24 protein-coding genes are annotated in these 25128 nt (G+C 61.0%); 9 read left to right on the forward strand and 15 right to left on the reverse strand.

Annotation, left to right across the window (positions count from 1 at the left end; genetic code table 11):
• Window positions 1-780 (reverse strand): hypothetical protein, encoded by a 780-nt coding sequence (locus tag CHR90_RS05385; protein WP_094407965.1) that lies wholly within the window; start codon window positions 778-780, stop codon window positions 1-3.
• A complete protein-coding gene (locus CHR90_RS05390) occupies window positions 777-1217 on the reverse strand; it encodes an ABA4-like family protein (RefSeq protein WP_212668620.1) in 441 nt (146 codons plus the stop codon). The genes CHR90_RS05385 and CHR90_RS05390 overlap by 4 nt, the downstream gene beginning before the upstream one ends.
• A 91-nt stretch (window positions 1218-1308) precedes the next feature.
• Here CHR90_RS05390 and CHR90_RS05395 point away from each other — a divergent pair, with 91 nt between their 5' ends.
• Entirely contained in the window at window positions 1309-1935 is a 627-nt protein-coding gene (locus tag CHR90_RS05395; RefSeq protein WP_094407967.1) for a TetR/AcrR family transcriptional regulator, read from the forward strand.
• A gap of 47 nt (window positions 1936-1982) precedes the next feature.
• Here the strand turns inward: CHR90_RS05395 and CHR90_RS05400 are convergent, their stop codons facing one another.
• The 9 genes from CHR90_RS05400 to chvE all read right to left on the reverse strand — a co-directional run bounded on the left by CHR90_RS05400 (window position 1983) and on the right by chvE (window position 12318).
• Complete coding sequence (locus CHR90_RS05400) at window positions 1983-3557, reverse strand: alkaline phosphatase D family protein (protein WP_094407968.1); 1575 nt, start codon at window positions 3555-3557, stop codon at window positions 1983-1985.
• Between the two features lie 226 nt (window positions 3558-3783).
• Complete coding sequence (gene uraH / locus CHR90_RS05405) at window positions 3784-4128, reverse strand: hydroxyisourate hydrolase (protein ID WP_094407969.1); 345 nt, start codon at window positions 4126-4128, stop codon at window positions 3784-3786.
• Window positions 4128-4637: a 2-oxo-4-hydroxy-4-carboxy-5-ureidoimidazoline decarboxylase gene (uraD, locus tag CHR90_RS05410; protein WP_094407970.1), complete on the reverse strand. Its 510-nt coding sequence runs from the start codon at window positions 4635-4637 to the stop codon at window positions 4128-4130. The genes uraH and uraD overlap by 1 nt, the downstream gene beginning before the upstream one ends.
• A gap of 31 nt (window positions 4638-4668) precedes the next feature.
• Window positions 4669-5616: a Gfo/Idh/MocA family protein gene (locus CHR90_RS05415; protein WP_094408074.1), complete on the reverse strand. Its 948-nt coding sequence runs from the start codon at window positions 5614-5616 to the stop codon at window positions 4669-4671.
• A gap of 50 nt (window positions 5617-5666) precedes the next feature.
• The gene (araD, locus tag CHR90_RS05420; RefSeq protein WP_094407971.1) at window positions 5667-7409 is read right to left on the reverse strand and encodes an L-arabinonate dehydratase; all 1743 of its coding nucleotides are present in this window, start codon (window positions 7407-7409) and stop codon (window positions 5667-5669) included.
• A 14-nt stretch (window positions 7410-7423) separates the two neighbouring features.
• Window positions 7424-8413 (reverse strand): AraD1 family protein, encoded by a 990-nt coding sequence (araD1, locus tag CHR90_RS05425; RefSeq protein ID WP_094407972.1) that lies wholly within the window; start codon window positions 8411-8413, stop codon window positions 7424-7426.
• A gap of 75 nt (window positions 8414-8488) precedes the next feature.
• Window positions 8489-9667, reverse strand: coding sequence for a multiple monosaccharide ABC transporter permease (gene mmsB / locus CHR90_RS05430; RefSeq protein ID WP_094407973.1), 1179 nt, complete (start codon window positions 9665-9667; stop codon window positions 8489-8491).
• Window positions 9668-11197 (reverse strand): multiple monosaccharide ABC transporter ATP-binding protein, encoded by a 1530-nt coding sequence (mmsA, locus tag CHR90_RS05435; protein WP_094407974.1) that lies wholly within the window; start codon window positions 11195-11197, stop codon window positions 9668-9670.
• Window positions 11198-11253: 56 nt separating this feature from the next.
• The gene (gene chvE / locus CHR90_RS05440; protein ID WP_094407975.1) at window positions 11254-12318 is read right to left on the reverse strand and encodes a multiple monosaccharide ABC transporter substrate-binding protein; all 1065 of its coding nucleotides are present in this window, start codon (window positions 12316-12318) and stop codon (window positions 11254-11256) included.
• Between the two features lie 238 nt (window positions 12319-12556).
• Here chvE and CHR90_RS05445 point away from each other — a divergent pair, with 238 nt between their 5' ends.
• Entirely contained in the window at window positions 12557-13558 is a 1002-nt protein-coding gene (locus CHR90_RS05445; protein WP_094407976.1) for a LysR family transcriptional regulator, read from the forward strand.
• A gap of 22 nt (window positions 13559-13580) precedes the next feature.
• Here CHR90_RS05445 and CHR90_RS05450 read toward each other — a convergent pair whose 3' ends face one another.
• Window positions 13581-15032, reverse strand: a complete 1452-nt coding sequence (locus CHR90_RS05450; RefSeq protein WP_094407977.1) for an aldehyde dehydrogenase family protein — start codon at window positions 15030-15032, stop codon at window positions 13581-13583.
• Window positions 15033-15265: 233 nt separating this feature from the next.
• Between CHR90_RS05450 and CHR90_RS05455 the strand changes: the two genes are divergently transcribed.
• Window positions 15266-15892, forward strand: a complete 627-nt coding sequence (locus tag CHR90_RS05455) for a methylated-DNA--[protein]-cysteine S-methyltransferase (protein ID WP_094407978.1) — start codon at window positions 15266-15268, stop codon at window positions 15890-15892.
• A gap of 1 nt (window position 15893) precedes the next feature.
• Here CHR90_RS05455 and CHR90_RS05460 read toward each other — a convergent pair whose 3' ends face one another.
• Together CHR90_RS05460 and CHR90_RS05465 are read right to left on the reverse strand one after the other, a co-directional pair.
• Window positions 15894-16700: an NAD-dependent epimerase/dehydratase family protein gene (locus CHR90_RS05460; RefSeq protein ID WP_094407979.1), complete on the reverse strand. Its 807-nt coding sequence runs from the start codon at window positions 16698-16700 to the stop codon at window positions 15894-15896.
• Window positions 16701-16844: 144 nt separating this feature from the next.
• The gene (locus CHR90_RS05465; protein WP_094407980.1) at window positions 16845-17747 is read right to left on the reverse strand and encodes an SMP-30/gluconolactonase/LRE family protein; all 903 of its coding nucleotides are present in this window, start codon (window positions 17745-17747) and stop codon (window positions 16845-16847) included.
• Window positions 17748-17944: 197 nt separating this feature from the next.
• On the opposite strand from CHR90_RS05465, the gene CHR90_RS05470 reads away from it, so the two are divergent.
• The 6 genes from CHR90_RS05470 (at window position 17945) to CHR90_RS05495 (ending at window position 23717) form a co-directional block, all read left to right on the forward strand.
• A complete protein-coding gene (locus CHR90_RS05470) occupies window positions 17945-18673 on the forward strand; it encodes a FadR/GntR family transcriptional regulator (RefSeq protein WP_094407981.1) in 729 nt (242 codons plus the stop codon).
• Window positions 18674-18964: 291 nt separating this feature from the next.
• A complete protein-coding gene (gene kdgD / locus CHR90_RS05475) occupies window positions 18965-19876 on the forward strand; it encodes a 5-dehydro-4-deoxyglucarate dehydratase (protein WP_094407982.1) in 912 nt (303 codons plus the stop codon).
• Between the two features lie 117 nt (window positions 19877-19993).
• The gene (locus CHR90_RS05480) at window positions 19994-20965 is read left to right on the forward strand and encodes a TRAP transporter substrate-binding protein (protein WP_094407983.1); all 972 of its coding nucleotides are present in this window, start codon (window positions 19994-19996) and stop codon (window positions 20963-20965) included.
• Window positions 20966-21034: 69 nt separating this feature from the next.
• Window positions 21035-21535 (forward strand): TRAP transporter small permease, encoded by a 501-nt coding sequence (locus tag CHR90_RS05485; protein ID WP_212668622.1) that lies wholly within the window; start codon window positions 21035-21037, stop codon window positions 21533-21535.
• Entirely contained in the window at window positions 21526-22821 is a 1296-nt protein-coding gene (locus CHR90_RS05490) for a TRAP transporter large permease (protein WP_094407984.1), read from the forward strand. The genes CHR90_RS05485 and CHR90_RS05490 overlap by 10 nt, the downstream gene beginning before the upstream one ends.
• Before the next feature lie 158 nt (window positions 22822-22979).
• Window positions 22980-23717, forward strand: a complete 738-nt coding sequence (locus CHR90_RS05495) for a FadR/GntR family transcriptional regulator (RefSeq protein WP_094407985.1) — start codon at window positions 22980-22982, stop codon at window positions 23715-23717.
• Between the two features lie 164 nt (window positions 23718-23881).
• On the opposite strand, the gene CHR90_RS05500 is transcribed toward CHR90_RS05495, so the two are convergent.
• The gene (locus CHR90_RS05500; protein ID WP_094407986.1) at window positions 23882-24799 is read right to left on the reverse strand and encodes a dihydrodipicolinate synthase family protein; all 918 of its coding nucleotides are present in this window, start codon (window positions 24797-24799) and stop codon (window positions 23882-23884) included.
• Between the last annotated feature and the right edge of the window lie 329 nt (window positions 24800-25128).

A 25128-nucleotide genomic window follows, 5' to 3' on the forward strand; every position in this document is an offset into this window, starting at 1 on the left:
TTAGAGGAAAGGGCGCCCGGCGACGGCCTGCGCCAGCGTTACGACCGTCACCGCGACGCCGACGGCGGCCCCGGCATAGAGGGGCACCTGCCACCGGCGCACCCCAGCTCGCCAGAGCCCGAAGGCAAAAAGCGGCAGGGCTTGCATCAGATGCAAGCCGAAGAAATGGGCGACGCGCAAATCGCCGCCGTCGCGCGACCAGCCCAGAATTGGCAGTCCCCCGGCGTCGCTGGCGGCCCCGCCAACCCAATGGCCTGGCGCGCCGCCCATCCAAATGCCCGTGATCCCGCCCAATAGCCCGCCGAGCAGTAATCCGAGACCAGCCCCGTGGGCCAGAACGGCGGGGCCGTGCGGCGCGCGCAGGATCAGCACGCCAACCCAAGCGGTTGCCGCGACGAGAATGACCGCGCCGACGCCCATCGCCGTATAAAGGAACGCCGTAACGGGGGTTGAGAGATTATAGTGCGATCCCGTCCCCCGGGCGGCTTGCAGGGTAATATAGGCGGCCTCGAACAGCGCTGTTCCCAGGATCGCGGCGGCAATCCAGACCATGAGACGCCTCTGTCGCCACTCTGGCGCCAGAAAGCGCAGCAGCAGCGCGACGGTTAGCAGGTGAACCGCCAGCGAGATTTGGAACTTCATCGGTTTGATCCAGACCGAAATTCCGTTGAACAGCCGCGTATCGAGCGCGAAAGCGAGGGCCGAGGGGATCACGCACAGTAGGAAAAACACGCCCCCGGCCGTTAGCAGGGCGTTGTGGCGGGCAAAGAGGGCAATCATGCCGAGGCCTCCTGAAATGCGGCGCGGTGGGACGTGCGGATCATCAGCCACAGCAGAAACCCGGCGGGGCCGAAGAGGAAGGCGAGCGGTAGAACTGGGATCAGCAGAGCGCGCGGCAGGCGGCGGCTTTCGGCATCGCGGGCGATCCAAGCGCCGAGAAAGAGGTCATAGGCGAGATAATGTACCCAGCCCGCCAGCAGCAGCCCATCGGACTGAAACAGCGCGCGGACGGACGCGAGCCGGTCAAAGCCGCCCGTCGCCTGCCCCCAAGAGACGGCGATCAGCGCCGTATAGAGCAGCGACAGGGTGAGCGGAATTGCAAGGCCCGGCCCCCAATCGCGCAGCCGGGGCCAGCGGAATAGGATGGCGAGGGCTAACAGCAGCCAACCGCAAAGCGCGAGCGTGCTCGCGGCGCTAAACAGCGTTTCAAAGGGCATGATGATCTCGGAGGGGTTTATCTTGTCGATGACAAGATTGATCTGTTTACCGATCTTGTCAATGGCAAGATGGATAGGCTAAGAAATTCTGATGACAGGAGAGACCGACCGACCGTCCCCGCCGCCGCGCTATCACCATGGCGATCTGCGGGGGGCCTTGATTGCCGCAGGGCGCGCACTTTTGGAAGAAGGTGGCGTTGGCGCGCTTAGCCTTAGGGAAGCGGCGCGTCGGGCGGGCGTATCCCACGCCGCGCCGCGCCATCATTTCCCCAGCCTGCAACATTTCTTGGGCGATTGCGCCGCCGATGGCTTTGACGAGTTTACTGGCGCGCTGATCGCGGCGACGGAGGGGCAGCCGACCGCTGTTGAGTGCTTAGCGGCGATGGGGCGGGCTTATGTGATTTTTGCCGAAACCCACCGCGCCATGTTCCGGCTGATGTTCAACCGCGACAGTGTGGGGGAGCGCAGCGAAACCCTGCAAACCGCCGGGCGCCGGGCGTATCAGACCTTGGTGACGGCGGTGCAGGCGCTCGATCCGGCGATGCCTCCCGCGACCCTCGATTATCGCGTTTCCGCGATTTGGTCGATTGTCCACGGCTTTGCGCACCTTAGCCTGGAACAGAAAATCTGCGCCAACCCGATGGCGAAACCCTCCGCCGATATGGCGGCGCAGGCGGTGCGGGATTTTCTGGCCGGGATCATGCCGCAGCATGGTTAAGAGAGCGCGCGGACGGAGGGCAGGCCCCCCGTCCGATGTCGTTCCGGTTAGGCCGTTTTCGGATCGAGTTTTACCGACCACAGGGTCGTATCGGTCAGGTCTTTCAGCGAAACGGTCATGACCTGCGTCGGGCCGTCGATGGCGACGTGGCCGAAGAACTGATAGCCCATCGACGGCGGCAGATTGACCCCCATTTCCTTGGTCGGGGCCTTCTGGAACAGCACCTGCGGCCCAAAGGTATTATCGAGATCGTTCGGTCCAAACGTACCGGCATGCAGTGGGCCGGAGACGAATTCGTAAAAAGCGTCAAAGTCCTGAAACTGCGCCTTCGCCGGATCATAATAATGGGCCGCCGTGTAATGCACATCGGCGGTCAGCCAGACGGTATTGGTAACCCCGGCGCGCTTAATGAAGCTGAGGAGATTGGCGATTTCAAGCTCGCGCCCCAAGGCCGGGCCATCGCCATTGGCAACCGCTTCCGACCCCCAGTTTTTATCGAAGTCGTAAGCGACCATCAGCCCGATGGGCATATCGGCGGCAATGACCTTCCAGGTCGCTTTCGACGCGGCAAGTTCCCGCTTTAACCAAGCGAGCTGCACCGGGCCGAGGAAATGGGCGTCGGGGCCATACTCGGTCTGCTTATTCTCGCCATTCGCACTGCGATAGCTGCGCATGTCGAGCACGAAAACGTCCAGCAGCGGCCCGTAAGCGATCTTGCGGTACACCCGGCCCGGCTCGGTTTCGAAAAAACGCATCGGCTGATATTCATGGAAGGCGCGCGACGCGCGGGCCACCATGCCCAGCATATTGGTATCTTTATACTTTTTGCGCTGATGTTCGGGCCGGGTCAGCGGTTCGGTCGGCCACCAATTATTGGTGACCTCGTGATCATCCCACTGAACGATGAAAGGCACCTCTTTAGCGAGGGCCAGCAGGTTTTTATCGAGCAGATTATACTTATACTGCCCACGAAACTCGGCCAGGGTTTCCGCCGGTTTGGATTTTTCCTCCGTCACGATGTTTTTCCACAGCGTGCCGTCCTTCAATTTTACTTCGGCAGCCAAAGGGCCATCGGCATAAATGGTATCCCCCGAATGCAGAAAAAAGTCTGGGCGGTTTTTGAGGATCGAGCTGTAGATCGTCATGCCGCCGCGCGCTTCATCGATCCCCCAACCCTGGCCAACGGTATCGCCGGACCAGCAGAAGGAGACCGAACGGGCGCTGGTCGGGGCCGTGCGGAACCGCCCGATAATCGCGTCCGAGACGAGTTGCGGGTCGGTATGGCTCTGGAAAGCCAGACGGTAGAAGATATCCTGGTCGGACGGCAGGCCATCGATGAACGCCTTGGCGGTAAAATCGCTCTCCGGCAGCGCATCGACGAAGACGCCGTTGATGACATTCTTAAAGCTATCGGTCGTTGCGAACTCAATCTTCATGCGGCTCGCCCGGTCGGCACGCGACCAAACGACAGCGCCACCCTGGTCGATATCGCCCGATTGCACCCCGTGGGTGATCAACGGACGGTCGGCGGCGCGGCTGAGGGCGGGCATGAAAATGCCGCTCCCCAGGCCCGAAGCCGTGGCCATCAGGCCCTTCATAACAGTGCGGCGCGTTAACGACATGGCGGTTCTCCGAAGCGTCGGTGACTATAAAGAGGGGCGGGCCTTACCCGCCTCGGCTCTGTCGGCAGAGATAACCTCGTCAAATCACGTGAACGATGCGTCGCCGTTGGATGACGCAGTGATGATAGCTTCGTTAACAGGGGGGCGCCTGACGTGAATTCCTGATAGTTTTACGAGGATGCGGAAGACATAGGCTTTCTTGCTTCTGAGGGATTCATCAGGCGCGTTAACTGCCCCGGTAGGTACTATACCCGAACGGCGAAATCAGCAGCGGCACGTGATAATGCCCCGTCGCCTCGGCAATCCCAAAGCGGATCGGCACGATGTCGAGGAACTTCGGCTCCGGCAGGACCGTCCCCAGCCGGTCAAAATAAGCGCCGACGTGAAAGCGCAGCTCGAAAACCCCGGTCGGGATGGTCTCACCCGACAGCAGGGGCGCGTCGGTGCGGCCATCGCTATTGGTCACGGTTTCCAGCAATCGCACCCCTGCCGCATCGAAAAGGTCAATCCGCACGCCCGCCGCCGGTTTGCCGTGGGTCGTGTCGAGAATATGGGTCGAAAGCCGGGCCATCAGTCCCCCAAAAGCGTTGCAAGGCGGAGTTTTGCGATTTTGGCGACTTCCGCCAGCGCGGTGGTAAATTCCTGATCGCGGCTATTCATGATGCGCTTCTCGAAGGCTTTCAGAATGCTGGCCTTGGTATTCTCGCGCACGGCGATGATGAAGGGGAAGCCGAAGCGTTCCGTATAGGCCGTATTGAAGGCGGTGAAGCGCTGAAATTCGGCTTCCGTCAGCATGTCCAGCCCGGCGCTGGCCTGTTCGGCGGTGGAGGCTTCGGTCAGCCGTCCGGCCTGGGCCAGCTTGCCCGCAAGGTCGGGATGCGCGCGCAGTAGGGCAAGTTTTTGCGCCGCCGTCGCCGCATCGACGGCGGCGACCATCGCGGCGTGCAGGGCGGCGCGGTCGGCAAACGGGCGCTGGTCGGCAACCGCTTCGGCCACCCACGGCGAATGTTCAAAAACGCCCCCGACCGCCGCAATAAAATCGGCGGTGGGGGCGGAGTTCAGGTCGGTAAGCGAGATCATGGTTCTAGCTTGCCGACCTGGGGGAGAAATCTCAAGCGGCGTCCCAGTTGAACGCGGCGACGGTGTGCCGCTTGCCCATCAAAAACGCATCGGCCACTAGATGCAGCGGGGCGCCATCAACCTCCGACCGGTTTTCGTCCAGCAGGGTTTTGAAGCGGGCGTAGATTTCGGGATATTCGGTGTCGCTCTCGTCGATCACCAATTGCCCGCCGAGCCATAGTTTGGTGCCGCCGTGGGTGAGGGTGAGCGCTAGGCCGCTGTCGGTTACAACGTCAATCGTCCAGGTCTGCTCCCCCCGTTGCAGCCAATCGACTGCAACCGTCGCGTCGGCCTTCGGCGAGCGAGCATCGGCCAGGGTCAGCCGGGCGGCAATCGGCGTATCGCGGTTGGCGGGGAAGTCAAGATCGGCGGCCGCCACCGTCAGCCGGTTCGGGAAAATCTCGGTCAGGATCGAAAAGGCGTTAATCGTCGGATCGAAAACGCCAAAACCGCCGGGGTGCCACACCCACTCCTGGCCGGGGTGCCAGCGGTTCACGTCTTCTTTCCAGGTGATGGTTAGGCGGGCGAGCGTCTCGTTAGCTAGTAGCTGCTGCGCTTTGGCCACGCCGCGATTAAAGCGCGAGTGCCACGTGGCGAACAGCACGCGCCCCGCCGCCTGCGCCGCCGGTTCCAGCGTTAGAAATTCGCTGACCGACGGGGTGGGCGGCTTTTCCATTAGCACATGCTTACCGGCGGCCAGCGCCTTACGGACCAAATCGGCCCGGCCCTGCGGCGGGGTGCAGAGCGCTAAGGCCTCAAACTCTGGCCCATTGTTTAATAAATCGTCCAGATTGGCGTACTGCGGTAGCCCCTGATACGCCACCGGCGCGCGGCTGGCGAGCGCCACCAGCTCGAACGCTGGATTTGCAGCAATCGCGGGCAGATGCTGCGCCTTGGCGATCACACCAACCCCCATCAGGGCCAAACGATAGGCGGCCATCGTGCTCATCCTCTCTTGGCAGGGGCGCTGCCCCTGATCCTAGGCTAACCTCAATGCGAATCGCGCCCGATCCCCGACCCGCGACAGCCGCGCAGGAAGTCGAAATCAACCCCTTCGTCGGCTTGCGTAACGTGCTCGACGTAAAGCTGCGCGTACCCGCCTTCCGGCTTCGGTATTGGGGAGACCCAGGCAGCCTTGCGTTGCGCCAGTTCGGCGTCGGAGACATCGAGATGCAGGCGGCGGCCCGGCACATCAAGCTCAATCATATCGCCGTTCTGCACCAGGGCGAGCGGGCCGCCGTCCGCCGCTTCCGGCGCGACGTGCAGGACGACGGTGCCATAGGCCGTGCCGGACATCCGCGCATCGGAAATGCGCACCATATCGGTGATGCCCTTCTTCAGCACTTTGGCGGGCAAGCCCATATTGCCCACCTCCGCCATTCCGGGATAGCCCTTCGGTCCGCAGTATTTAAGGACCATGACGCAGCTTTCGTCGATATCCAGCGCCGGATCGTTCACGCGGGCGTGATAATCCTCGATGCTTTCGAACACCACGGCGCGGCCCCGGTGCTGCAAGAGATGCGGCGAGGCGGCGGAGGGTTTCAGCACGGCGCCCTTCGGGGCCAGATTGCCGCGCAGCACGGCGATCCCGCCGGAGGCAGTGAGCGCCTTTTCCTTCGGTAAGATCACGTCCGAATTATAATTCGGCGCGTTCTTGACGTTTTCCCACATGCCGGTGCCGGTCGCGGTCAGCGCGTCCCTATGCAGCAGGCCCATCTCGCCAACGGCACGGATCACGGCGGGCAGGCCGCCGGCATCGTAAAATTCCTCCATCAGGAATTCGCCGGAGGGTTGTAGGTTCACAATCGTCGGCACGTCGCGCCCGAACTGGTCCCAATCCTCCAGCGTCAGCGGCACACCGATCCGGCCCGCCAGCGCCAGGATATGCAGCACGGCATTGGTCGAACCGCCGATGGCGCCATTGACGCGAATGGCGTTCTCAAACGCCTCACGGGTCAGAATATCGGACGGTTTCAGATCGTCCTTCACCATATCGACAATCCGGCGGCCCGAAAGCTGCGCCAATACCTGACGGCGAGCGTCCACCGCTGGAATGGCGGCATTGCCGGGCAGGGTCATGCCGAGGGCTTCGGCCATCGACGCCATCGTCGAGGCGGTGCCCATGGTCATGCAACTCCCCGCCGACCGCGCCATGCCCTGTTCGGCATCCATGAAATCTTCCAGCGTCATTTCGCCGGATTTGACCATTTCGGAGAATTGCCAGATGGCCGTGCCCGATCCCACGCTCTTGCCGCGCCATTTGCCGTTCAGCATCGGCCCGCCCGACACGACGAGGGTGGGGATATTGACGCTGGCCGCGCCCATCATTAGTGACGGGGTGGTCTTGTCGCAGCCGACCAGCAGCACCACGCCGTCGATGGGATTATTGCGGATTGCTTCTTCGGCATCCATCGCCGCGAGGTTGCGGAACATCATCGCCGTCGGGCGCAGGGTGCTTTCGCCGCAGGAGAAGACGGGGAATTCCACCGGGAAGCCGCCCGCTTCATACACGCCGCGCTTCACCCGTTCGGCAATGTCGCGCAGGTGGGCGTTGCAAGGGGTGAGTTCCGACCAGGTGTTGCAAATGCCGATGATCGGCCGACCGTCGAACGTATCCGGCGGCAGCCCCTGATTCTTCATCCAGGAGCGGTGCATGATCGCATTCTTGCCGGTGCCGCCGAACCATTCTTGGCTGCGGAGCGAACGGGGCCAGGGCGCTTTGGTGAAAGCCATGATCGTCCTCTCCCTTACAGCGCCTGAACGGCGGACGGGCCAGCGGGCACCGTCGCCAGCGGGTTGCGCAGCGGCAGGCCGAAATCGGCGACCGCGACTTCGAACACATCGCCATCCTGCGTTGTTACCCCATCGGCGAACGACAGGGTGGCCGTGCCAAAGAGATGAACGTGAACATCGCCCGGCTGGCGGAATAGCGCATATTTGAAGTGGTGATGTTCAAGGTTGGCGATGGTGTGGGACATATTATCCTCACCGGACAGGAACGGCTTTTCCCACAGAACGGCGCCATTCCGCAGAATGCGCGAGGTGCCGCGCACATCGGCGGGCAGCGCGCCGATGCGCAGTTCCGGGCCGATGGCGGCGGGGCGCAGCTTGGAATGGGCGAGGTAGAGGTAGTTAACCCGCTCCGTCACATGGTCCGAAAACTCATTGCCCAGGGCAAAGCCTAGTCGCAGCGGCGTGCCGTCGGCGGCAATGATATAGACCCCGGCGATTTCCGGTTCCTCGCCGCCATCGAGCGCGAAGTCGGGCGAGGGCAGGGGCGCGCCGGGGGCGATCAGCGCCGCGCCAGTACCTTTATAGAACCATTCCGGCTGCACGCCCGTTTTCCCAGCGGCGGGCTTGCCGCCGTCGAGGCCCATCTTAAACATCTTCATCGAGTCGGTCAGGACTTCCTCGTCCCCCAGCTTCTTGTGCATCGCGTCGCGCGCGGCGGCAGAGCCAAGGTGGGTCAGACCGGTGCCGGTGATGTGCAAATGGGCGGGGTCGGCGTGATCGATGGGGGACAGTAGCCGCCCGTCCGCCGCCAGGGTTTCGAGATCGACCGCCTCGCCCAACCCCTGAAGGTCCACCTGTTGCGCCAGCCCATGCCCTTGGGAATGGGCGAGCAGCGCCAGATCGTAAATCCGGGTTACGCCTTTGACGACTCGGGCGTCGGCCCCGAGAGTGCGGGCAAGGACGATCCGGCTGCCGGACGGATCGAGAGCTTGAGAGAGCAGCATGGGACTTTCCTTTCACCGGGCAAACCCCGGGCGTTCCCCGGCGGAAGACGCCGGGGTTGAGCGCTGGAGGGGGGCTTAGGCTTTGTTCTTATTGTAAACGTCGATATAGACGGCGAGCGCCAGCACGAGGCCTTTGATGACCTGCTGATAATCAATCCCGATCCCCAGGATCGACATGCCGTTGTTCATTACGCCCATGATAAAGGCGCCGATCACCGCGCCCATCACCTTGCCGACCCCGCCGGAGGCGGAGGCCCCGCCGATGAAGCAGGCGGCAATAACGTCGAGTTCGAACGACAGGCCCGCTTTCGGCGTCGCGGTGTTGAGGCGCGCCGCGAAGATCAAACCAGCCAGCGCGGCGAGCACACCCATATTGACAAAGGTCAGGAAGACCAGGCGGTCGGTCTTGATGCCCGACAGTTTCGCCGCTTTTTCGTTCCCGCCGACGGCATAGACGCGGCGGCCGATGGTCGTGCGCGCTGTGACGAACTCATACGCCAAGATCAGGGCGAACATGATGATCAGCACATTCGGCAGGCCCTTATAGGAAGCCATGAGATAGCTGAAGTAGCTCAAGCCCGCCGTTAGCGCGATGGCTTTGGCCCAGAAGAAAGGCGCCGGTTCCTGGCCGATATCGCTTCCCTGGGCCGCGAGGCGCTTGCGGGCATCGCGGTAGAGGATCAGCAAGGCAACGATGACACCAATGGCGAGCGAGGTGACTTTCAGCCCCGGCCCCTCGGTCAGTTCCGGGATGAAGCCCGACGAGAGGCGCTGGAATTCGACCGGGAAAGGACCGATGGATTGGCCCTGGAGCAGCGCGAGCGTTAAGCCGCGAAACACCAGCATCCCCGCCAAGGTTACGATGAAGGAGGGAATTTTGAGATAGGCAACCCAATAGCCCTGGATCGCCCCAATCAAGCCGCCGACGATCAGGCAAATCAGAACCGCCGGGATGAAATGCATCTCATACTGCACCATCAGGACAGCGGCGAGCGCCCCGACAATGGCAACGGTAGAGCCGACCGAAAGGTCGATGTGCCCCGCGACAATGATCAGCAACATCCCCAGCGCCATAATGACGATGTAGCTGTTTTGCAGGATCAGGTTGGTCACATTCAGCGGGCGCAGCAGCGTGCCGTCGGTCGTGATCTGGAAGAAGACCATAATGACGACCAGCGACAGCAGCAGGCCATAATCGCGCATATGGCGCTTGATAAAGCTCTGCGCGCTATTGTCTTTCAATGCCATCGTCATTTAGGCCTCCCCATTCCGCATAATGGCGCGCATGATTTTTTCCTGCGTCGCCTCGGCTGCCGGGAATTCCCCGACGAACCGCCCTTCGTTCATGACATAGATCCGGTCGCACGTGCCCAAGAGTTCCGGCATTTCCGACGAAATAACGATCACGCCGCGGCCTTCGTCGGCCAATTGGTTAATGATCGTGTAGATTTCATATTTCGCGCCCACATCGACGCCGCGCGTCGGCTCGTCGAGGATCAGCAGGTGCGGGTCGGTGAACAGCCATTTGCTCAGCACGACCTTCTGCTGATTACCGCCAGAGAGGTTCATCACCTTCTGCATCACGTCGGAGCAGCGGATGGACAGGCGCTTGCGATAACCTTCCGCCACTTCGGCCTCGTGCGCATCGCGGATCACTAGGTTTTTGGCGATCTTCGGCAGATTAGCGAGGCTGATGTTCTGGGTAATCGGATCGGGCAGCACCAGACCAAGATGCTTACGGTCCTCGGTGACATAAGCGATCCCGGCTTTGATGGCTTTTTCGATGGTCGAAACATCGATCACTTGGCCGTTTAGCCGCGCCTCGCCGCTGATCTTTTGTCCGTAGGACCGCCCGAATAAGCTCATCGCCAGTTCGGTGCGTCCGGCGCCCATCAACCCGGCGATCCCCACCACTTCGCCGCGACGGACGGAGAGATTGACCCCTCGGATCATCTCGCGCTCCGCATGGATCGGGTGAAACGCGCGCCAATCCTTGAGTTCGAACAGAGTCTCGCCGATCTGCGGCGTGCGCTTTGGGTAGCGGTCGGCCATTTCGCGTCCGACCATGCCCTTGATGATCCGGTCTTCGTTCACCGGCCCGCCGTCGAAATCCAGCGTTTCCACCGTATAGCCATCCCGCAGAATGGTGATGCGGTCGGAGACTTTGGCGATTTCGTTGAGCTTATGGGAAATGAGGATCGAGGCGATTCCCTGGCGTTTGAACTCCACCAGCAGCTTCAGCAGGTTCTCGCTGTCGCTTTCGTTGAGGCTGGCCGTCGGCTCGTCGAGGATCAGCAGCTTGACCTTTTTCGACAAGGCTTTCGCGATTTCGACCAACTGCTGTTTACCCACCCCGAGATGGGTGATCAGCGTATCGGGCGATTCGTTCAGCCCCACGGTCTTCAACAGCTCGCGGGTCCGGTTTTTCGCTAAGGTCCAGTCGATCACGCCCCAACGGGCCGTTTCATTGCCAAGGAAAATATTCTCGGCAATCGACAGCAGCGGGACCAGCGCCAGTTCTTGATGAATGATGATAATGCCGCGTTCTTCGCTATCGGCAATGTCTTTAAAGTGCTGCGGTTGGCCTTCGTAAACAATCTCGCCTTCGAAACTGCCATGCGGATAAACCCCGCTGAGCACTTTCATCAGCGTCGATTTACCGGCGCCATTTTCGCCGCAGATCGCATGAATTTCCCCCGGTTGAACGGACAGGGTCACGTTCTTCAGGGCTTTGACGCCGGGGAAGCTTTTGCTGATCCCCCGCATTTCCAAGAGTGCGCTCATCCCTAAACCCTCAGGTCTTCCGGCCCCACCCCAGGGCGGGGCCGGAAGGTCAATTCTTACTGAATTTGTTCTTTTTTGTAATAGCCGCTGCCGATCAGCACCGATTCCCAATTGCTGGCATCGACCGAAACCGGCTTCAACAGGTAGGACGGAACCACTTTCACGCCATTGTTATAGGTGGTGGTATCGTTGATTTCCGGCTTGCCGCCCGACAGGACCGCATCAACCATCCCGACGGTGACCTTCGCCAGCTCGCGGGTATCCTTGAAGATCGTCGAGGTCTGTTCGCCCTTCAGGATCGACTTCATCGACGGGATTTCGGCATCCTGACCGGTCACGACCGGCATTTTCTGTTCCTTGGTGCCATAGCCGACGCCCTTCAGCGACGAGATGATCCCGATCGACAGACCGTCATAGGGTGACAGTACGGCATCCACGCGCTTCTGCGTGTAGAAGGCGCTCAGCAGGTTATCCATACGGGCCTGGGCGACGGCGCCGTCCCAGCGCAGGGTGGCAACCTTATCCATACCGGTCTGCTTGCTCTGCACGACCAGCTTGCCGCTGTCGATGTAGGGCTGAAGCACCGACATGGCGCCATTGTAGAAGAAGAAGGCGTTATTATCGTCCGCCGAACCGCCAAAGAGTTCGATATTGAACGGGCCTTTGCCCTCTTTCAGGCCCAGCGACTTTTCGATGTAGCTGGCCTGCAGCACGCCGACCTGGAAGTTATCGAAGGTCGCATAGTAATCGACATTGGCTGAACCGCGGATCAGACGGTCATAGGCAATGACCTTAATGCCGCTATCGGCAGCTTGCTTCAGCGCCGCGGTCAGGGTCGTGCCGTCGATGGCGGCGATGACGAGAACCTTCACCTTCTTGGTGATCATGTTCTCAATCTGCGCGAGCTGATTGGGAATATCGTCTTCGGCGTACTGCAGGTCGGTCTTATAGCCCTTTTCCTGGAAGACCTTCACCATGCTGGCGCCATCGGAAATCCAGCGAGCCGAGGATTTCGTCGGCATCGAAATGCCGATCAGGCCCTTATCTTGGGCGCTTGCCGCACCGGCAAACGCCATCACGCCGACCGCAGCCGCGGCGACCAGATTTTTCAACGCACCCATGTTTCACTCCCTAACCAATTGTTTCAACGGGTCTTATTGAAAGGCTGTACCCGAATGACACGCGAAGCGTACCGTCGGCAGTCACCCCTCTGCCCCCCGATACCGGCGCTTCGGCCCGATTGTTTCAATCCTCAGACCTTTGCCCCGTCGGGCTTGACGGTCTTCTGATTTGGTATAATTGTCAAATAAGGATTAACGCAGTTTCTATACCGGAACTGGTATACCAATGCAGGAACGAATGACCGGAAACCCGTGGAGCGAAGACCCCGCCGATCTCATATCGGATGGTGCCGCGCCCTTGTTGCGCGCTGGGCTGAAGCTGGGGCATTTGCGCCTGATCGTGGCTTTGGATGAGCAGGAGAAGGTCAGCGCGGCCGCCTCGCTTCTCAACATCACGCAGCCCGCCGCGTCCCGGATGATCAGCGAGATCGAAACCATTCTGCAAGCGCCCCTGTGCGAACGGTTGCCGCGCGGGGTGATCCTAACGCCCGTGGGGAAGGCGATGGCCCGCCGCGCCCGATCGGTGCTGCTGGAATTGCGCGAGGCGGAACGGGAAGTGGCGGACCTGCGTGCCGGGCGCGGCGGCTCGGTCTATCTCGGTGCGGTCACGGCGCCGGCGGTCGAACTGGCGGTGCCGGCGATTGCCCGTGCCCGTGCGCTCTATCCGCTGATGGATATCAATATTCAGGTCGATACCAGTACGGTCTTAGCGCGCGAGCTTTTGGCCTCGCGGCAAGATTTCATCATCGCCCGCGTGCCGGACGATCTCGACCCGCGCCTCTTCGATACCAAAATGCTCTCCGGGGAGCGGGCTTGCCTCGCGGTACGCCGCGATCATCCTTTGGTGGGGCGGGGCGTCGTCGATCTCAATGATCTCAGTCACTTCGACTGGGTGATGCAGCCGAGCGGCACGCTGCTGCGCCGCACGGTGGAGCGGGCGTTTATGGCCCGCAATATACCGCTGCCTAAGCGTGTGCTGAACACCACGTCGCTGCTGCTCTCGATGGTCTTGATCGCCGAAACCGACGCGATTACGCCGATTGCTTACGATATGGCGCGCTTCGTCAATCACCCGGACAAGCTGGGCGGGCGGATTGAGATTCTCGAACTGCCCATCGAAATCTGGGTCGAACCCTATAGCCTGATCACTGTGCGCGACCGGGGCCTATCGCCCGCCGCCGAAGTTCTTTACCGGATGGTGGAGGAGGAGGCGGAGCGGTTGCGGGGGCAGGGACAGTAATCCCCACCCCCAAAACGCGGCTTTACGGTGCGGCCTGATAGGTGGTCTTCACCGTCGTGTAGAATTCCGCTGCGTAGCGACCTTGTTCGCGCGGGCCGTAGCTGGAGCCCTTACGGCCCCCGAACGGCACATGGTAATCGACCCCCGCCGTCGGCAGGTTGATCATCACCATCCCGGCCTGGGCGTGGCGCTTGAAGTGGGTCGCGTATTTTAGCGAGGAGGTGCAGATGCCCGACGACAGGCCGAATTCGGTATCGTTGGCAACGGCCAAGGCTTCTTCGTAGGTCTTGACGCGGACGACCGAGGCGACCGGGCCAAACACTTCTTCGCGGTTGATGCGCATCGCCGGGGCGGTTTCGGTAATCAGCGCCGGGGAGAGGTAGAAACCTTCGGTGTCCCGGTTCAGCCGCTCGCCGCCGCACACGACCTTACCGCCTTCCTGGCGGGCGATCTCGACGTAGTTAAGGTCTTGTTCCAACTGTGCTTCGGACGCGGCCGGACCCATTTCCGTCCCCGCCTTCAGCGCGTGATCGATTTTCAGCGCTTGCAGCTTTTCGGCCAGGGCTTCAACGAACTTATCGTGGATCCCCTCGGTCACGATCAAGCGCGAGGAGGCGGTGCAGCGCTGGCCGGTGGAGAAGAAGGAGCCGTTGAGCGCGACATCGACGGCAACCGGCAGGGCAGCATCATCAAGAACCACGAGGGGGTTCTTGCCGCCCATTTCAAGCTGCACCTTCTTGCCGGTGGCAAAGGATTTAGCGCCGATGCTGCGGCCCGTGGCGACCGAGCCAGTGAAGCTGATCGCCGTGACTTTCGGCGAGTTGACGATGGTTTCGCCGACGACCGAACCCCGGCCCATGACGAGGTTGAAGACGCCCTTCGGCAGCCCGGCTTCGTGCAGCAGCTTGGCGATTTCCCAGGCGCAGCCCGGCACGATGTCGGCGGGCTTCAGCACCACGCAGTTGCCGAACGCCAGAGCCGGGGCGATCTTCCAGGCCGGAATGGCGATGGGGAAGTTCCACGGCGTGATCATGCCGATGACGCCCAGCGGTTCGCGCGTAACGTCAATATCGACGCCGGGGCGGACGGAGCCGAGGTGCTGGCCTTCGATGCGCAGGGCTTCGCCCGCAAAGAATTTGAAGATATAGCCCGCGCGCGCCGCTTCGCCGATGCCTTCGGCCAGCGGCTTGCCTTCTTCGCGCGACAGCAGGCGGCCAAACTCGTCCTTACGGGCCAAAATGGCGCTGCCGACCGCATCCAGAATATCGAAGCGGCGCTGGATCGTGCTGGTGGACCAGGCCGGGAAGGCGTCGTAAGCCGCATCAATCGCCGCTTCCGTCTGCGCGACATCGGCCTGGCTATAGAGGCCAACAACATCCGCCACGTCAGACGGGTTAACGTTCGGTTGGGCCTTCGCGCCCAGAACCCAGTCGCCATTGATATAATTCGGGTATTGATTGTCGATGATCGACATTTTCAGTCCTCGCTGCACAAGATCGTATCGCGGCGGAAACGAAGTTTCCGCCTGGAAAAACGGATCGAACGTCGCCCATGGGGTGAACTAGGCGCAGCCAAACCGCGCGCATGCTGCAAAACCGGCGGCACGAAAGCAAGGCCGGGGGCAACATGGCACGGTTGCGGCGCCGCAAAAAAGCGCTTGCATCGCCCGAAACCTGATCTAAACAAGAACATATCAAGGGGGCAGCGATGCAGAATGCAATGAGTCCGGCGGAAAGCGCGGCGGTTCAAGCGGCGGTCAGCGATTTGATCGCGGCGGAAACGCTGCCGATCAGCCTTGCCGCGCAATGGCTTGAAACCCCGCTGGGGCCGATGCTGGCGGTTGCCGGGGAGCGCGGACTGCATATTCTGGAGTTTCTCGACCGGGCGATCCTGTCGAAGGAGCTGACCCAGTTGCGGCGGGCGTTCGGCGGTGTCGCCTTCGGTCCGAATCCGGTCTTGACCGCGCTGGCCGGGCAGTTGGCAGAATATTTCGATGGCGCCCGCACGGACTTCGATCTGCCGCTGGCGCCAGTCGGCGGGGCTTTTCATCACAGCGTGTGGACGGCACTGCGCGGCATTCCTATTGGGGTAACCTGTTCGTACAAAGATCTGTCGCTGCGCCTCGGGAACTTGAAAGCCATCCGGGCGGTTGCCCAGGCCAATGGCGCCAATCCGATCAGCATTTTGATTCCGTGCCATCGGGTGATCGGCGCTGATGGCACCTTGGTCGGCTATGGCGGCAAACTCTGGCGCAAGCGTTGGCTGCTGGCGCACGAACAGCGCCACGCCCCGGCGGAAACCGGGGCGCAACTCGGCCTGCCGGGGTTCGGTTAAGCTAGTTCTGCCGGTCATAATTCTGCGAACAGAACGGGCCGCCTTGGAAGCGCACGGCAATATCGTTCTGGTCCCGCTGGTCGCCGTTCGGCAGCAGCTTGGCGGCGAAGCGTTCGGCATTATCCTTCGGCGTCCAGCGCACGTAGCGGGTTTTGCTATTGTCCCACCAGCCGCGATCATTGGCGGAGGCGCCGTAAATCACTTCGAACCCCAGTTCCGGCGCGGTCAGGCAGGCGTCGATCAGGCTGAGAAGGTCGTCATAGGCCAGCCAGGTGGCGAGGTGGCGGGCATCCTTCGGTTCCGGGATCGAGGTGCCGATGCGCAGGCAGGCGATTTCCAGCCCATGTTTATCAACATAAAGACTGGCGAGATTTTCCCCAAAGGCTTTGGAGACGCCGTAATAGCCATCCGGTTTCATCACGCTCTCGGCATCAAGCCGCGTCGTGGTTTCGTGAAAGCCGATGACGTGGTTGGAGGAGGCGAAGACGATGCGCTTATTGCTGTTCCGTCGCGCCGACTCGAACATGTTATAGGTGCCAAGAATGTTCGACGCCATAATCCGATGAAACGGCGCCTCCACCGATTGCCCGCCGAAATGCACGATCGGTCCGGCTTGCGACACCAGCCGTTCGACCGCCACCCCATCGGCAAGGTCACATTGCACGAAGGTTTCCCCCGGCAGCGGCGCTTCGATGGGGGCAATGTCGGAACTGATCAGCGCGCCATAGCGGGCCAGAAGCTGCGGCCGCAGCCAGCTTCCCAGGGCACCGGCGGCGCCGGTCAGCAGGACGGGTTTGGCGAAGGTCATCGGTCGGTCCTTAGCTGAAAGCATCGGGGCAGAAGAGCCTCCCAAAAAGACCGGAGGCGGGGACGCCGCCCCCGGCCAGGGAGGGGAGACCCGGCCCGCCACCAGGATCGGCGGGACCGGGGTAGGTTCCGGTGAGAGGCCGGACTACAGGGAAAGCGGTTCACCGAAACGGGCGATAGGCGCGCCCGCGACAGTGACCGGCATCATGAACAGCCCGCCGGACTGCGGGGCGGCGGCGATCTTTTCGTCCGATAGGCCCGCGCGCAGACTGGTGAAAAACAGGGTTTTCAGGTCCGGGCCACCGAAGCACGGCATGGTCGGGGCGGGAACGGGCAGGGCGATCTTTTCGACCAGCGCGCCGGTGCGGTCGTAGCGATTAAGGCAGCCCGCCGAAACGCCGCAGGACCAATAGAAGCCCTCGGCATCACAGGCGCCGCCATCGGGGCGGCCGCTGGCTTCGTCGGGAGTGGCGAGGCGTGTGCGATTGTTGATGGCGCCGGTCTTCGGGTCGAAATCCCAGCGGTCCAGCCAAATGCCGCGCGAGTCGGAATGGTACATCGTGCGGCCATCGGCGCTCCAGGCGAGGCCGTTGGAGACAGTGACGCCTTCCACCTTCTTTTCGGCCTTGCCATCCGGCGTAACACGGTAGAGCGCGGCAATGGGCTGCTTGCCGCTAGGCCTATCGTCCATCGAGCCGACCCAGAAGGCGCCGTCCGGCCCCATTTTACCGTCATTCAGGCGATTGGTGTCCACCCCCGGTTCGGGATCGACCAGCAAGGTCAGGCTTTCGTCGCGCGGATCGAAATAATGCACGCCATAGGGCAGGGCGACCAGGATGCGACCATCGGGGCACAGGCCGAGGGAGCCGATGGCGGCGGGGAGCGTCCAGCGTGTCACGTCCCGCCCGGTAAGATCGGCGCCGAGGCGGATGCGGGAGAGTTTGCCTGCCGGAATATCGACCCAATAGAGCGATTGGCTGGCCGCGTCCCAAACCGGGCTTTCGCCGACAGTGGCGCGATCATCGACAAGGCAGGTGACGGCGGACATGCGGTTTCCTCGTAAAATCGGGCGGGGTTGGCCCCGTCTTGCTGCCCGAGCCTGCGCCAACTTGTTATAGTTGTCAAACATCCTCTCGGTGGAGAGGCTGATAGGGCACGCGGCTTGTGGCGGGCGGCGATTTCTTTCTATACTCATCATAGGGCAGGCCGACAAGCCCTAACTTGTTATGATAAGTGAGCCCCGATATGGCCGAACTGCGCCGCCGCGAAACCCTAACCACCCGTCTCGTCACCCTGCTGACCGACCGGATCGCCGATGGCACCTATCCGCGCGGCGAAAAACTGCCCAGCGAGCAGGAAATGATCGACGAGTTTGGCGTTAGCCGGACGGTGGTGCGCGAGGCGATTGCGACCTTAAAGGCGGGCGGGCTGGTTTCTACGCATCAGGGCATTGGCGCCTTCGTTTTGCAGGCGGAAACCGTGCCGCCGTTCCGCATCGAAGAAACCCAGCTTGATGTCGTCCGCGAAGTCCTGTCAGTGCTGGAACTGCGCATCGGGTTCGAGGCAGAAGCGGCGGCCCTCGCGGCCCAGCGCCGCCAGCCCGAGCATTTGGCGGCGATGCGTGCGGCGCTCGATCAGATGCAGGCGGCGATTTCCGAAGGGGAAGACGCGGTAGAGGCCGACCTCGCCTTTCACCGGGCGATTGCCGAGGCGACGGAAAACAAGCATTTCCTCAATTTCTTCAACTACCTCGGGGCTTTGCTCATTCCGCGGACCCGCCTGCAAACCTTCCGCTGTCAGGATCAGTCGCGCATTGCCTATTTAGCCCGGGTGAATGGTGAGCATGAGGCGATCTATGCAGCCATCGAACGTCAGGACGGCGATTCCGCCCGCGCCGCCATGCGCGTGCATTTGGCGGGAAGCCGGGAGCGGCTGCGCCTCAGCCTGCGTGAAAGCAACGCTCTGCCAGCCTAGAGCAAATCCCGAGCGGGTGCTCGATGCGCTTTGCGCGTCAAACGCGCAGGCACCCGCGACGACGCATTTGCATATAAAATAAAAGGGTTAGAGCGCTTGTCGTGAGCCAAAGCGAACGGAAAGCGCTCTAAGGCCAGGGTTGATCCTGTCAAAACAACAATCCTTCAAGAAATTTTCAGAATCCAACTTGTATGATGACATAGGAGTGTGCATACTCCCCCTACCAGCCCCGACGCCGGTGCCGCGCGGCCCGCCGCCGCCCGTGACGCGGGGAGGATACCCGGAGGATTTATGGACCCCCAAGCGCTTAAGACCGTGCTGGACAGCGGCCTGCTGTCCTTCCCGCTCACCGATTTCGACGCGGACGGCAATTTCAACCCCGCGCCCTACCGTGCCCGGCTGGATTGGCTGAAGCCCTATGGTGCCTCGGCCCTGTTTGCGGCGGGCGGCACAGGCGAATTCTTCTCGCTGACCCCTGCCGAGCATGAGGAGGTGATCCGCGTCGCCGTTGAAACCTGTAAGGACGATGTGCCGATCATCGCCGGGACGGGGTACGGCACCCGCCTTGCCATCGATCTTGCGCGGCAGGCCGAAAAGGCCGGGGCGGCGGGCTTGCTGGTGCTGCCGCATTATCTGACCGAGGCCGATCAAGACGGCGTGCGCCAACACGTAACGGCAATCTGCAAATCGGTTGGCATCGGCGTCATCGTCTATAACCGCGCGGGGTGCCGTCTCGGGCCGGATGCGATTGCCCGGATTGCCGACGATTGCCCGAATTTCATCGGCTTCAAAGACGGTCTCGGCGAGATCGAACTGATGACGGCGATTTACCGCAAAATGGGCAGCCGTTTGGCCTACCTTGGCGGTCTGCCAACGGCGGAGCTTTATGCCGAAGCCTATAAGGCGATGGGCGTGCCGGTCTATTCGTCGGCGGTGTTCAACTTTATCCCGCGCACGGCGGTCGAATTTTACAAGGCCGTTGCTGAGGGTGATTCGGTGACGACCGGCCGGTTTCTCGACGAGTTTATTCTGCCCTATTCCAAAATCCGCAATCGCCGCGCGGGCTATGCCGTCAGCATCGTCAAGGCCGGGGCGACCCTGGTCGGGCGGTCAGCCGGGCCGGTGCGCACGCCGTTGGTCGATCTGACCCCGGACGAAGTGGCCGAACTGAAGGTTTTGATCGACAAACTCGGCCCGCAGTGATCCTTGTTGGTTTGTCCGACAAGAAACGAGAAGACGCCTACCCATTAAACCATCCATGCCGAACCGCTCGAGCCAAGGCGATAAGCCATAGCGGTCGGCTTTCTTGGGAGAGAAACGATGACGCTGACCCGTTTACTGGCGACGGCTTCCGTCGCTATGGCCCTGGCGCTGCCCGCCGCCGCCCGTGATTTCCGCTCCTCCGACGTTCACCCGAAGGAATATCCGACCGTTCAGGCGGTGATCCATATGGGCAAGCTGGTGTCGGAACGCACTGGCGGTAAATATGATGTGAAGGTCTTCCCGCAAAGCGCCCTGGGGTCTGAAAAAGACACGGTAGAGCAAACCAAGCTGGGCGCCTTGGACATGGTGCGCGTCAATACCGCCGTCTTCACCGCGATCGCGCCGGAAACCCTGGTGCCCTCGCTGCCGTTCCTGTTCAAGTCGAAGGACCATATGCGCCGGGTGCTGGACGGTCCGATTGGCGATGAAATTTTGGCTGCATTGGAACCGCAGGGCTTCATTGGGCTAGCATTCTACGATAGCGGTTCGCGCTCCATCTACACGCCCGGTAAGCCGATTAAGTCGGTGGCCGATATGAAGGGTTTGAAGGTGCGCGTGCAGCAGTCCGACATGTGGGTATCGCTGATGCAGGCCCTGGGCGCCAATGCCACGCCGCTGCCCTATGCCGAAGTCTATACGGCGCTGAAAACCGGCGTGGTCGATGCGGCAGAAAATAACTGGCCGTCGTATGACACGTCGCGCCATTTCGAAGTCGCGAAATTCTACAGCCTGACCGAACATTCGATGGCGCCGGAATTACTCGTCTTTTCAAAGCGCGTATGGGATGGCCTTTCGGCGGACGAGCGGAAGATTATTAAGCAGGCGGCAAAAGAATCAGTCCCGCATATGCGCAAACTTTGGGACGAGCAGGAAGAAAAGTCCCGCAAGTTGGTCGAAGCCGCAGGGGTTACCATCGTTTCCGATGTTAACAAGCAGTCGTTTGCGGATGCTGTGAAGCCGGTTTATGACAAGTTTGCTTCCGATCCCAAGCTGAAGTCGCTGATCTCGCGGATCCAGCAGACCAACTAAGCATCGGCCTGGCCCTGGTATTGTGAAGGATGCCAGGGCCATTCCGTTCTGCCCGGATGGGAACCGAGAATGTTTTTCGATCTTTTGACGCGGTTTAACGCCCGACTTGCCCGCTTCAGTATGTATTTTGCAGTCGCGGGGGTTTTTCTGCTCGTGGCCGTGGTGACGTGGCAGGTGTTTGGGCGCTATGTGCTGAACGACACGCCAACCTGGGCCGAGTCGCTGGCGTTGGTCATCGTTTTGTATGTAACCCTGCTGGCCGCGTCAGTCGGCGTGCGCGATGCGGGCCATATTGGGATGGAATCGCTGCTCATTCTCTTGCCTGAAAAGCCCCGCCATGCCTTAGAGGTGGTGATCCACTGTCTAACGGCGGTATTTGGGGTGATGATGGTCTGGCACGGCGGGCATCTGGCCTTGTCGGTTATGAGCTATCAAATTCCCATTCTGCATATCTCCGAAGGTTTCAACCATCTGCCGCTGGTGTTGGCGGGCGGCCTGATCGTGCTGTTTTCTATCGAGCATGTTCTGGCGCTGCTGCACGGCAAAGAGGTCATCCCGTCGTGGCACTAATTATCCTCTCTCTCGCCTTCCTAGGGCTTTTGATCCTGGGGGTGCCGGTGGCATTCGCCATTGGCCTCGCATCGATTGCGACCATTCTATACGAAGGCCTGCCATTGGCCGTTGTGTTTCAACGCATGAGTTCGGGGATGAATATTTTCTCATTCCTGGCGATTCCCTTCTTCATTTTTGCGGGGGAATTGATGCTCTACGGCGGCATTGCTGACCGGATTGTGCGGCTGGCCAAGAATATGGTCGGGCATGTGCGCGGGGGGCTTGGCATGTCGAACGTGGTGGCCTGCACCCTGTTCGGCGGGGTTTCCGGCTCGCCGGTTGCTGATGTGTCGGCCATGGGCGCGGTGATGATCCCGATGATGAAGAAGGAAGGGATCGACGCCGATTATGCGGTGAACGTCACCACCCATGCGTCGCTGGTTGGGGCGTTGATGCCGACCAGCCATAATATGATCATTTACTCGCTGGCTGCGGGCGGAAAAGTGTCGATTGCGGCGTTGATCGTGGCCGGGTTGGTGCCTGCGGCAATTTTGACGATTTGTATGCTGGTGGCGGCATATCTTGTGGCCGTCCGGCGTGGCTATCCTGCGGGGACGTTTCCCGGATGGGGGGCAGTCTTTCAATCCTTCTTGCAGGCGATGCCAGGGTTGTTTGTTGCTGTGATCATTATCACCGGGATTTTGACCGGGATCTTTACGGCCACCGAGTCTGCCGCGATTGCCGTGGTCTACGCCTTGATCGTAACCATCTTAGTCTATCGCGCACTCTCCTGGCAGAATCTGCTTAAGGCGGCGGCCAAGGCGGCTAAGACGACCGGTGTTGTGCTGTTGCTGATCGGGGTTTCTACTGTTTTTGGGTATCTCATCAGCCTTTACGATGTTGCTCAATTGGCATCAGAAGCGATTGCCAAGGTTACGTCGAACCCAATTGTCGTGTTCTTCCTGATCAATCTAGTATTGTTCTTGCTTGGCACCTTCCTTGATATGGCGGCGACAATTTTGATCTGCACGCCGCTGTTCCTGCCGATTGCCATGCAGTTCGGGATGGGACCGGTGCAGTTCGGGATGCTGATGTTGATCAACTGCGCCCTCGGTTTGAACACGCCGCCGGTGGGCACCACCCAGTTTGTCGGCTGTGCTATCGGCGGCGTCAGCGTCGGGCATGTGATGCGGACGATCTGGCCGTTCTATCTCGCCCTCGTTGGCGCGCTGTTCCTCGTGACCTATGTCCCGGCCTTCTCGCTGGCGCTGCCGCGCTGGCTGCTGGGGCTGCAAGGCGGCTGACCCTTCGGGCGGGTGATCCCTGGGGTTGGCACTGCGCCGCCTGCCTGCTCCCGCTTCCCCAGGGGCAGATAGGCGGCGCAACTGCGTCAAAAATGATGCCGGATTAAGCAGTTGTTCGATTGTCGAACCGCTTGGCGGAAGTTATAGTCGAAACAATCATGCGGGCATCGAAATCATTCAAGCCGATTGCATTGGACCCGACCGTTCGGGCCGTGCGTTTAGGCGACCAACTGTACGAATTGATCCTGGCGCGGATCGTCAAAGGCGAATTTGCGGAAGGCGAACGACTTCCTTCCGAAATTCGTTTGTGTGAGGAATTCGGGGTTTCCCGCCCTGTAGTGCGGGAAGCCTTGTCGCGACTTCAGGCCGATGGGCTGGTTGTTTCGCGCCAAGGCTCCGGCTCCTACGTCATGCGCCGCCCCAGCGAGGAGATGATCTCCATCGCGCCCGCAGGCTCTATTGCCGATCTAATGCGCTGTTTCGAATTCCGCGTTGCCCTGGAAGGGGAAACGGCGGCCCTGGCCGCCATTCGCCGGTCGGCCGACGATATGAAGCAGATCGACGCGGCGATGCAGGAACTCGACCGCACACTGGAAACCGGCGAGGTTGGCACCAACGCCGATATCGAACTGCATATGGCCATCGCCCGTGCTACCCGAAACAAGCTGTTCGAAATCAGCCTGAAGTCGATCTTCGCTCAGCTTGAAGGCGGGATGCAGCTTGCTCGTAGCTTGTCGCTACGTCGCAGCCGGGTTCGGCTGGAAAAGGTGCAGCAGGAACATTCGGTTATCGTCGAGGCCATCCGGGCGGAGGATGCGGAAAAAGCCCGCGCCGCCATGCGCAGCCATATCGACAACGCCCGCGCGCGTATTTTGACCGATAGTCTGGAGCCGTAGGGTTTCGCGGGCGCTGCCCGCACCCGCTGGGGGCGTCGGCCCCCAGGCCCCGGTTTCTTATAAAAGAAGAAAGCGCCCCGCGATGAACCGAGGCGCTTTTATATTTGGCAGGTCCAGGACCCGCCTGGGTTATGGCGGGGTTCGGGGCGGTGCCCCGCGTCCCTCTAAGCCGGGGTTTTTTCCAACAGCACATCCAGCATCGGCGTGAGTTCGGTGATTTCTGCCGGGGTCAGGTCAGCGAGCAGCGGCAGGATCGGCCCGGTATCGGCAACGCCCGCGAGGCGAACCAGCGTATGCAGCACGCGGATGAAGCCGTATTTTTCGCGGGCATTTTCCAGCGGGATGAAGCGCGCGGCAATGCTGGCCGCCTTTGCAGTATCGCCCGCTTGTGCGGCTTTCAGAAAAGCCTGGGAGACGGCGGGCAGGATGCAAACGAGGCCGGAGGTATAGCCCGCTAGCTTAAACTCGTGCACATGGGTCAGGGCCGGGCGTTCCCCCATGCCGCTAACGATAATCTTGCGGTCCACTTCCTGAACCAAGGCATCCAGGAACGCATCGTGGCGCGGGCCTTTACGCTCGATGGCGTATTTGATGGCGCAGATCACGCCGTCGCGTGCCAGGGCGCCGAATTGCGCCGGGGTCAGGTAGTTTTCGCTCTTGGCATAGACGAACAGCGGCTTGCCGAAAACCTCGGCGGTGCGGCGTAGCCCGGCCTCGACCCCCAGCGGATGGGTTGCCACGGTCGTCGGCAGCGTGAGGGCGGTCGGGTAGGGGCGGTCGCGCAGAATGCGGGCCTGATCCAGCATCTTGCCGAAATCCGGGCCAATGGCCGGGATCACCCAGCTTTCCGGCGCGGCGCTGGCTTCCAGCATATCCAGCATGGCGCGGTAGGTTTCGAGGTCGAAGTTGTAAATATTGGCATTACCGCCATACAGCAGGCTGGAAACGCCGCCCGCTTCGATATGGCGGATCATCTTGGCGTTTTCCGCCCGGTTGATCGTGCCATCCGCCGACATGGCCACCGGCGGCACGGCAAAGACGGAGCGGGCGATATCGGCAGGCTGAACGGCAGAGGTCTTCATCGGGCAACTCCGGCGGGGCAGCCGAAAGGACTGCCGTTGGTCGAGCGTGTATGACCCGAAGGATAGCGTGCGGCACCGCTATCTTGTCAAGACAAATAGACAAGTTGTAAGACCAATTTTGTTTTACGTCAGTGTCCTCTCATTGCCTAACAAGTGGGTGAGTCTCATTGGCGCTTTGGCGATCATCCAAATGTGTCGCCGCAAACGGAGATGACGACTAAAAATGTATTTAAAAAATAGAGCATCGTTAATTGGAGATGAAAAATTTATCAATAAATATTAACGCAAAAGAGATAAGGGTTGGTGGTAGTGAGTTTATGAAATTACTG

The sequence above is a fragment of the Elstera cyanobacteriorum genome (assembly GCF_002251735.1).
GTDB classification, from domain to species: domain Bacteria; phylum Pseudomonadota; class Alphaproteobacteria; order Elsterales; family Elsteraceae; genus Elstera; species Elstera cyanobacteriorum.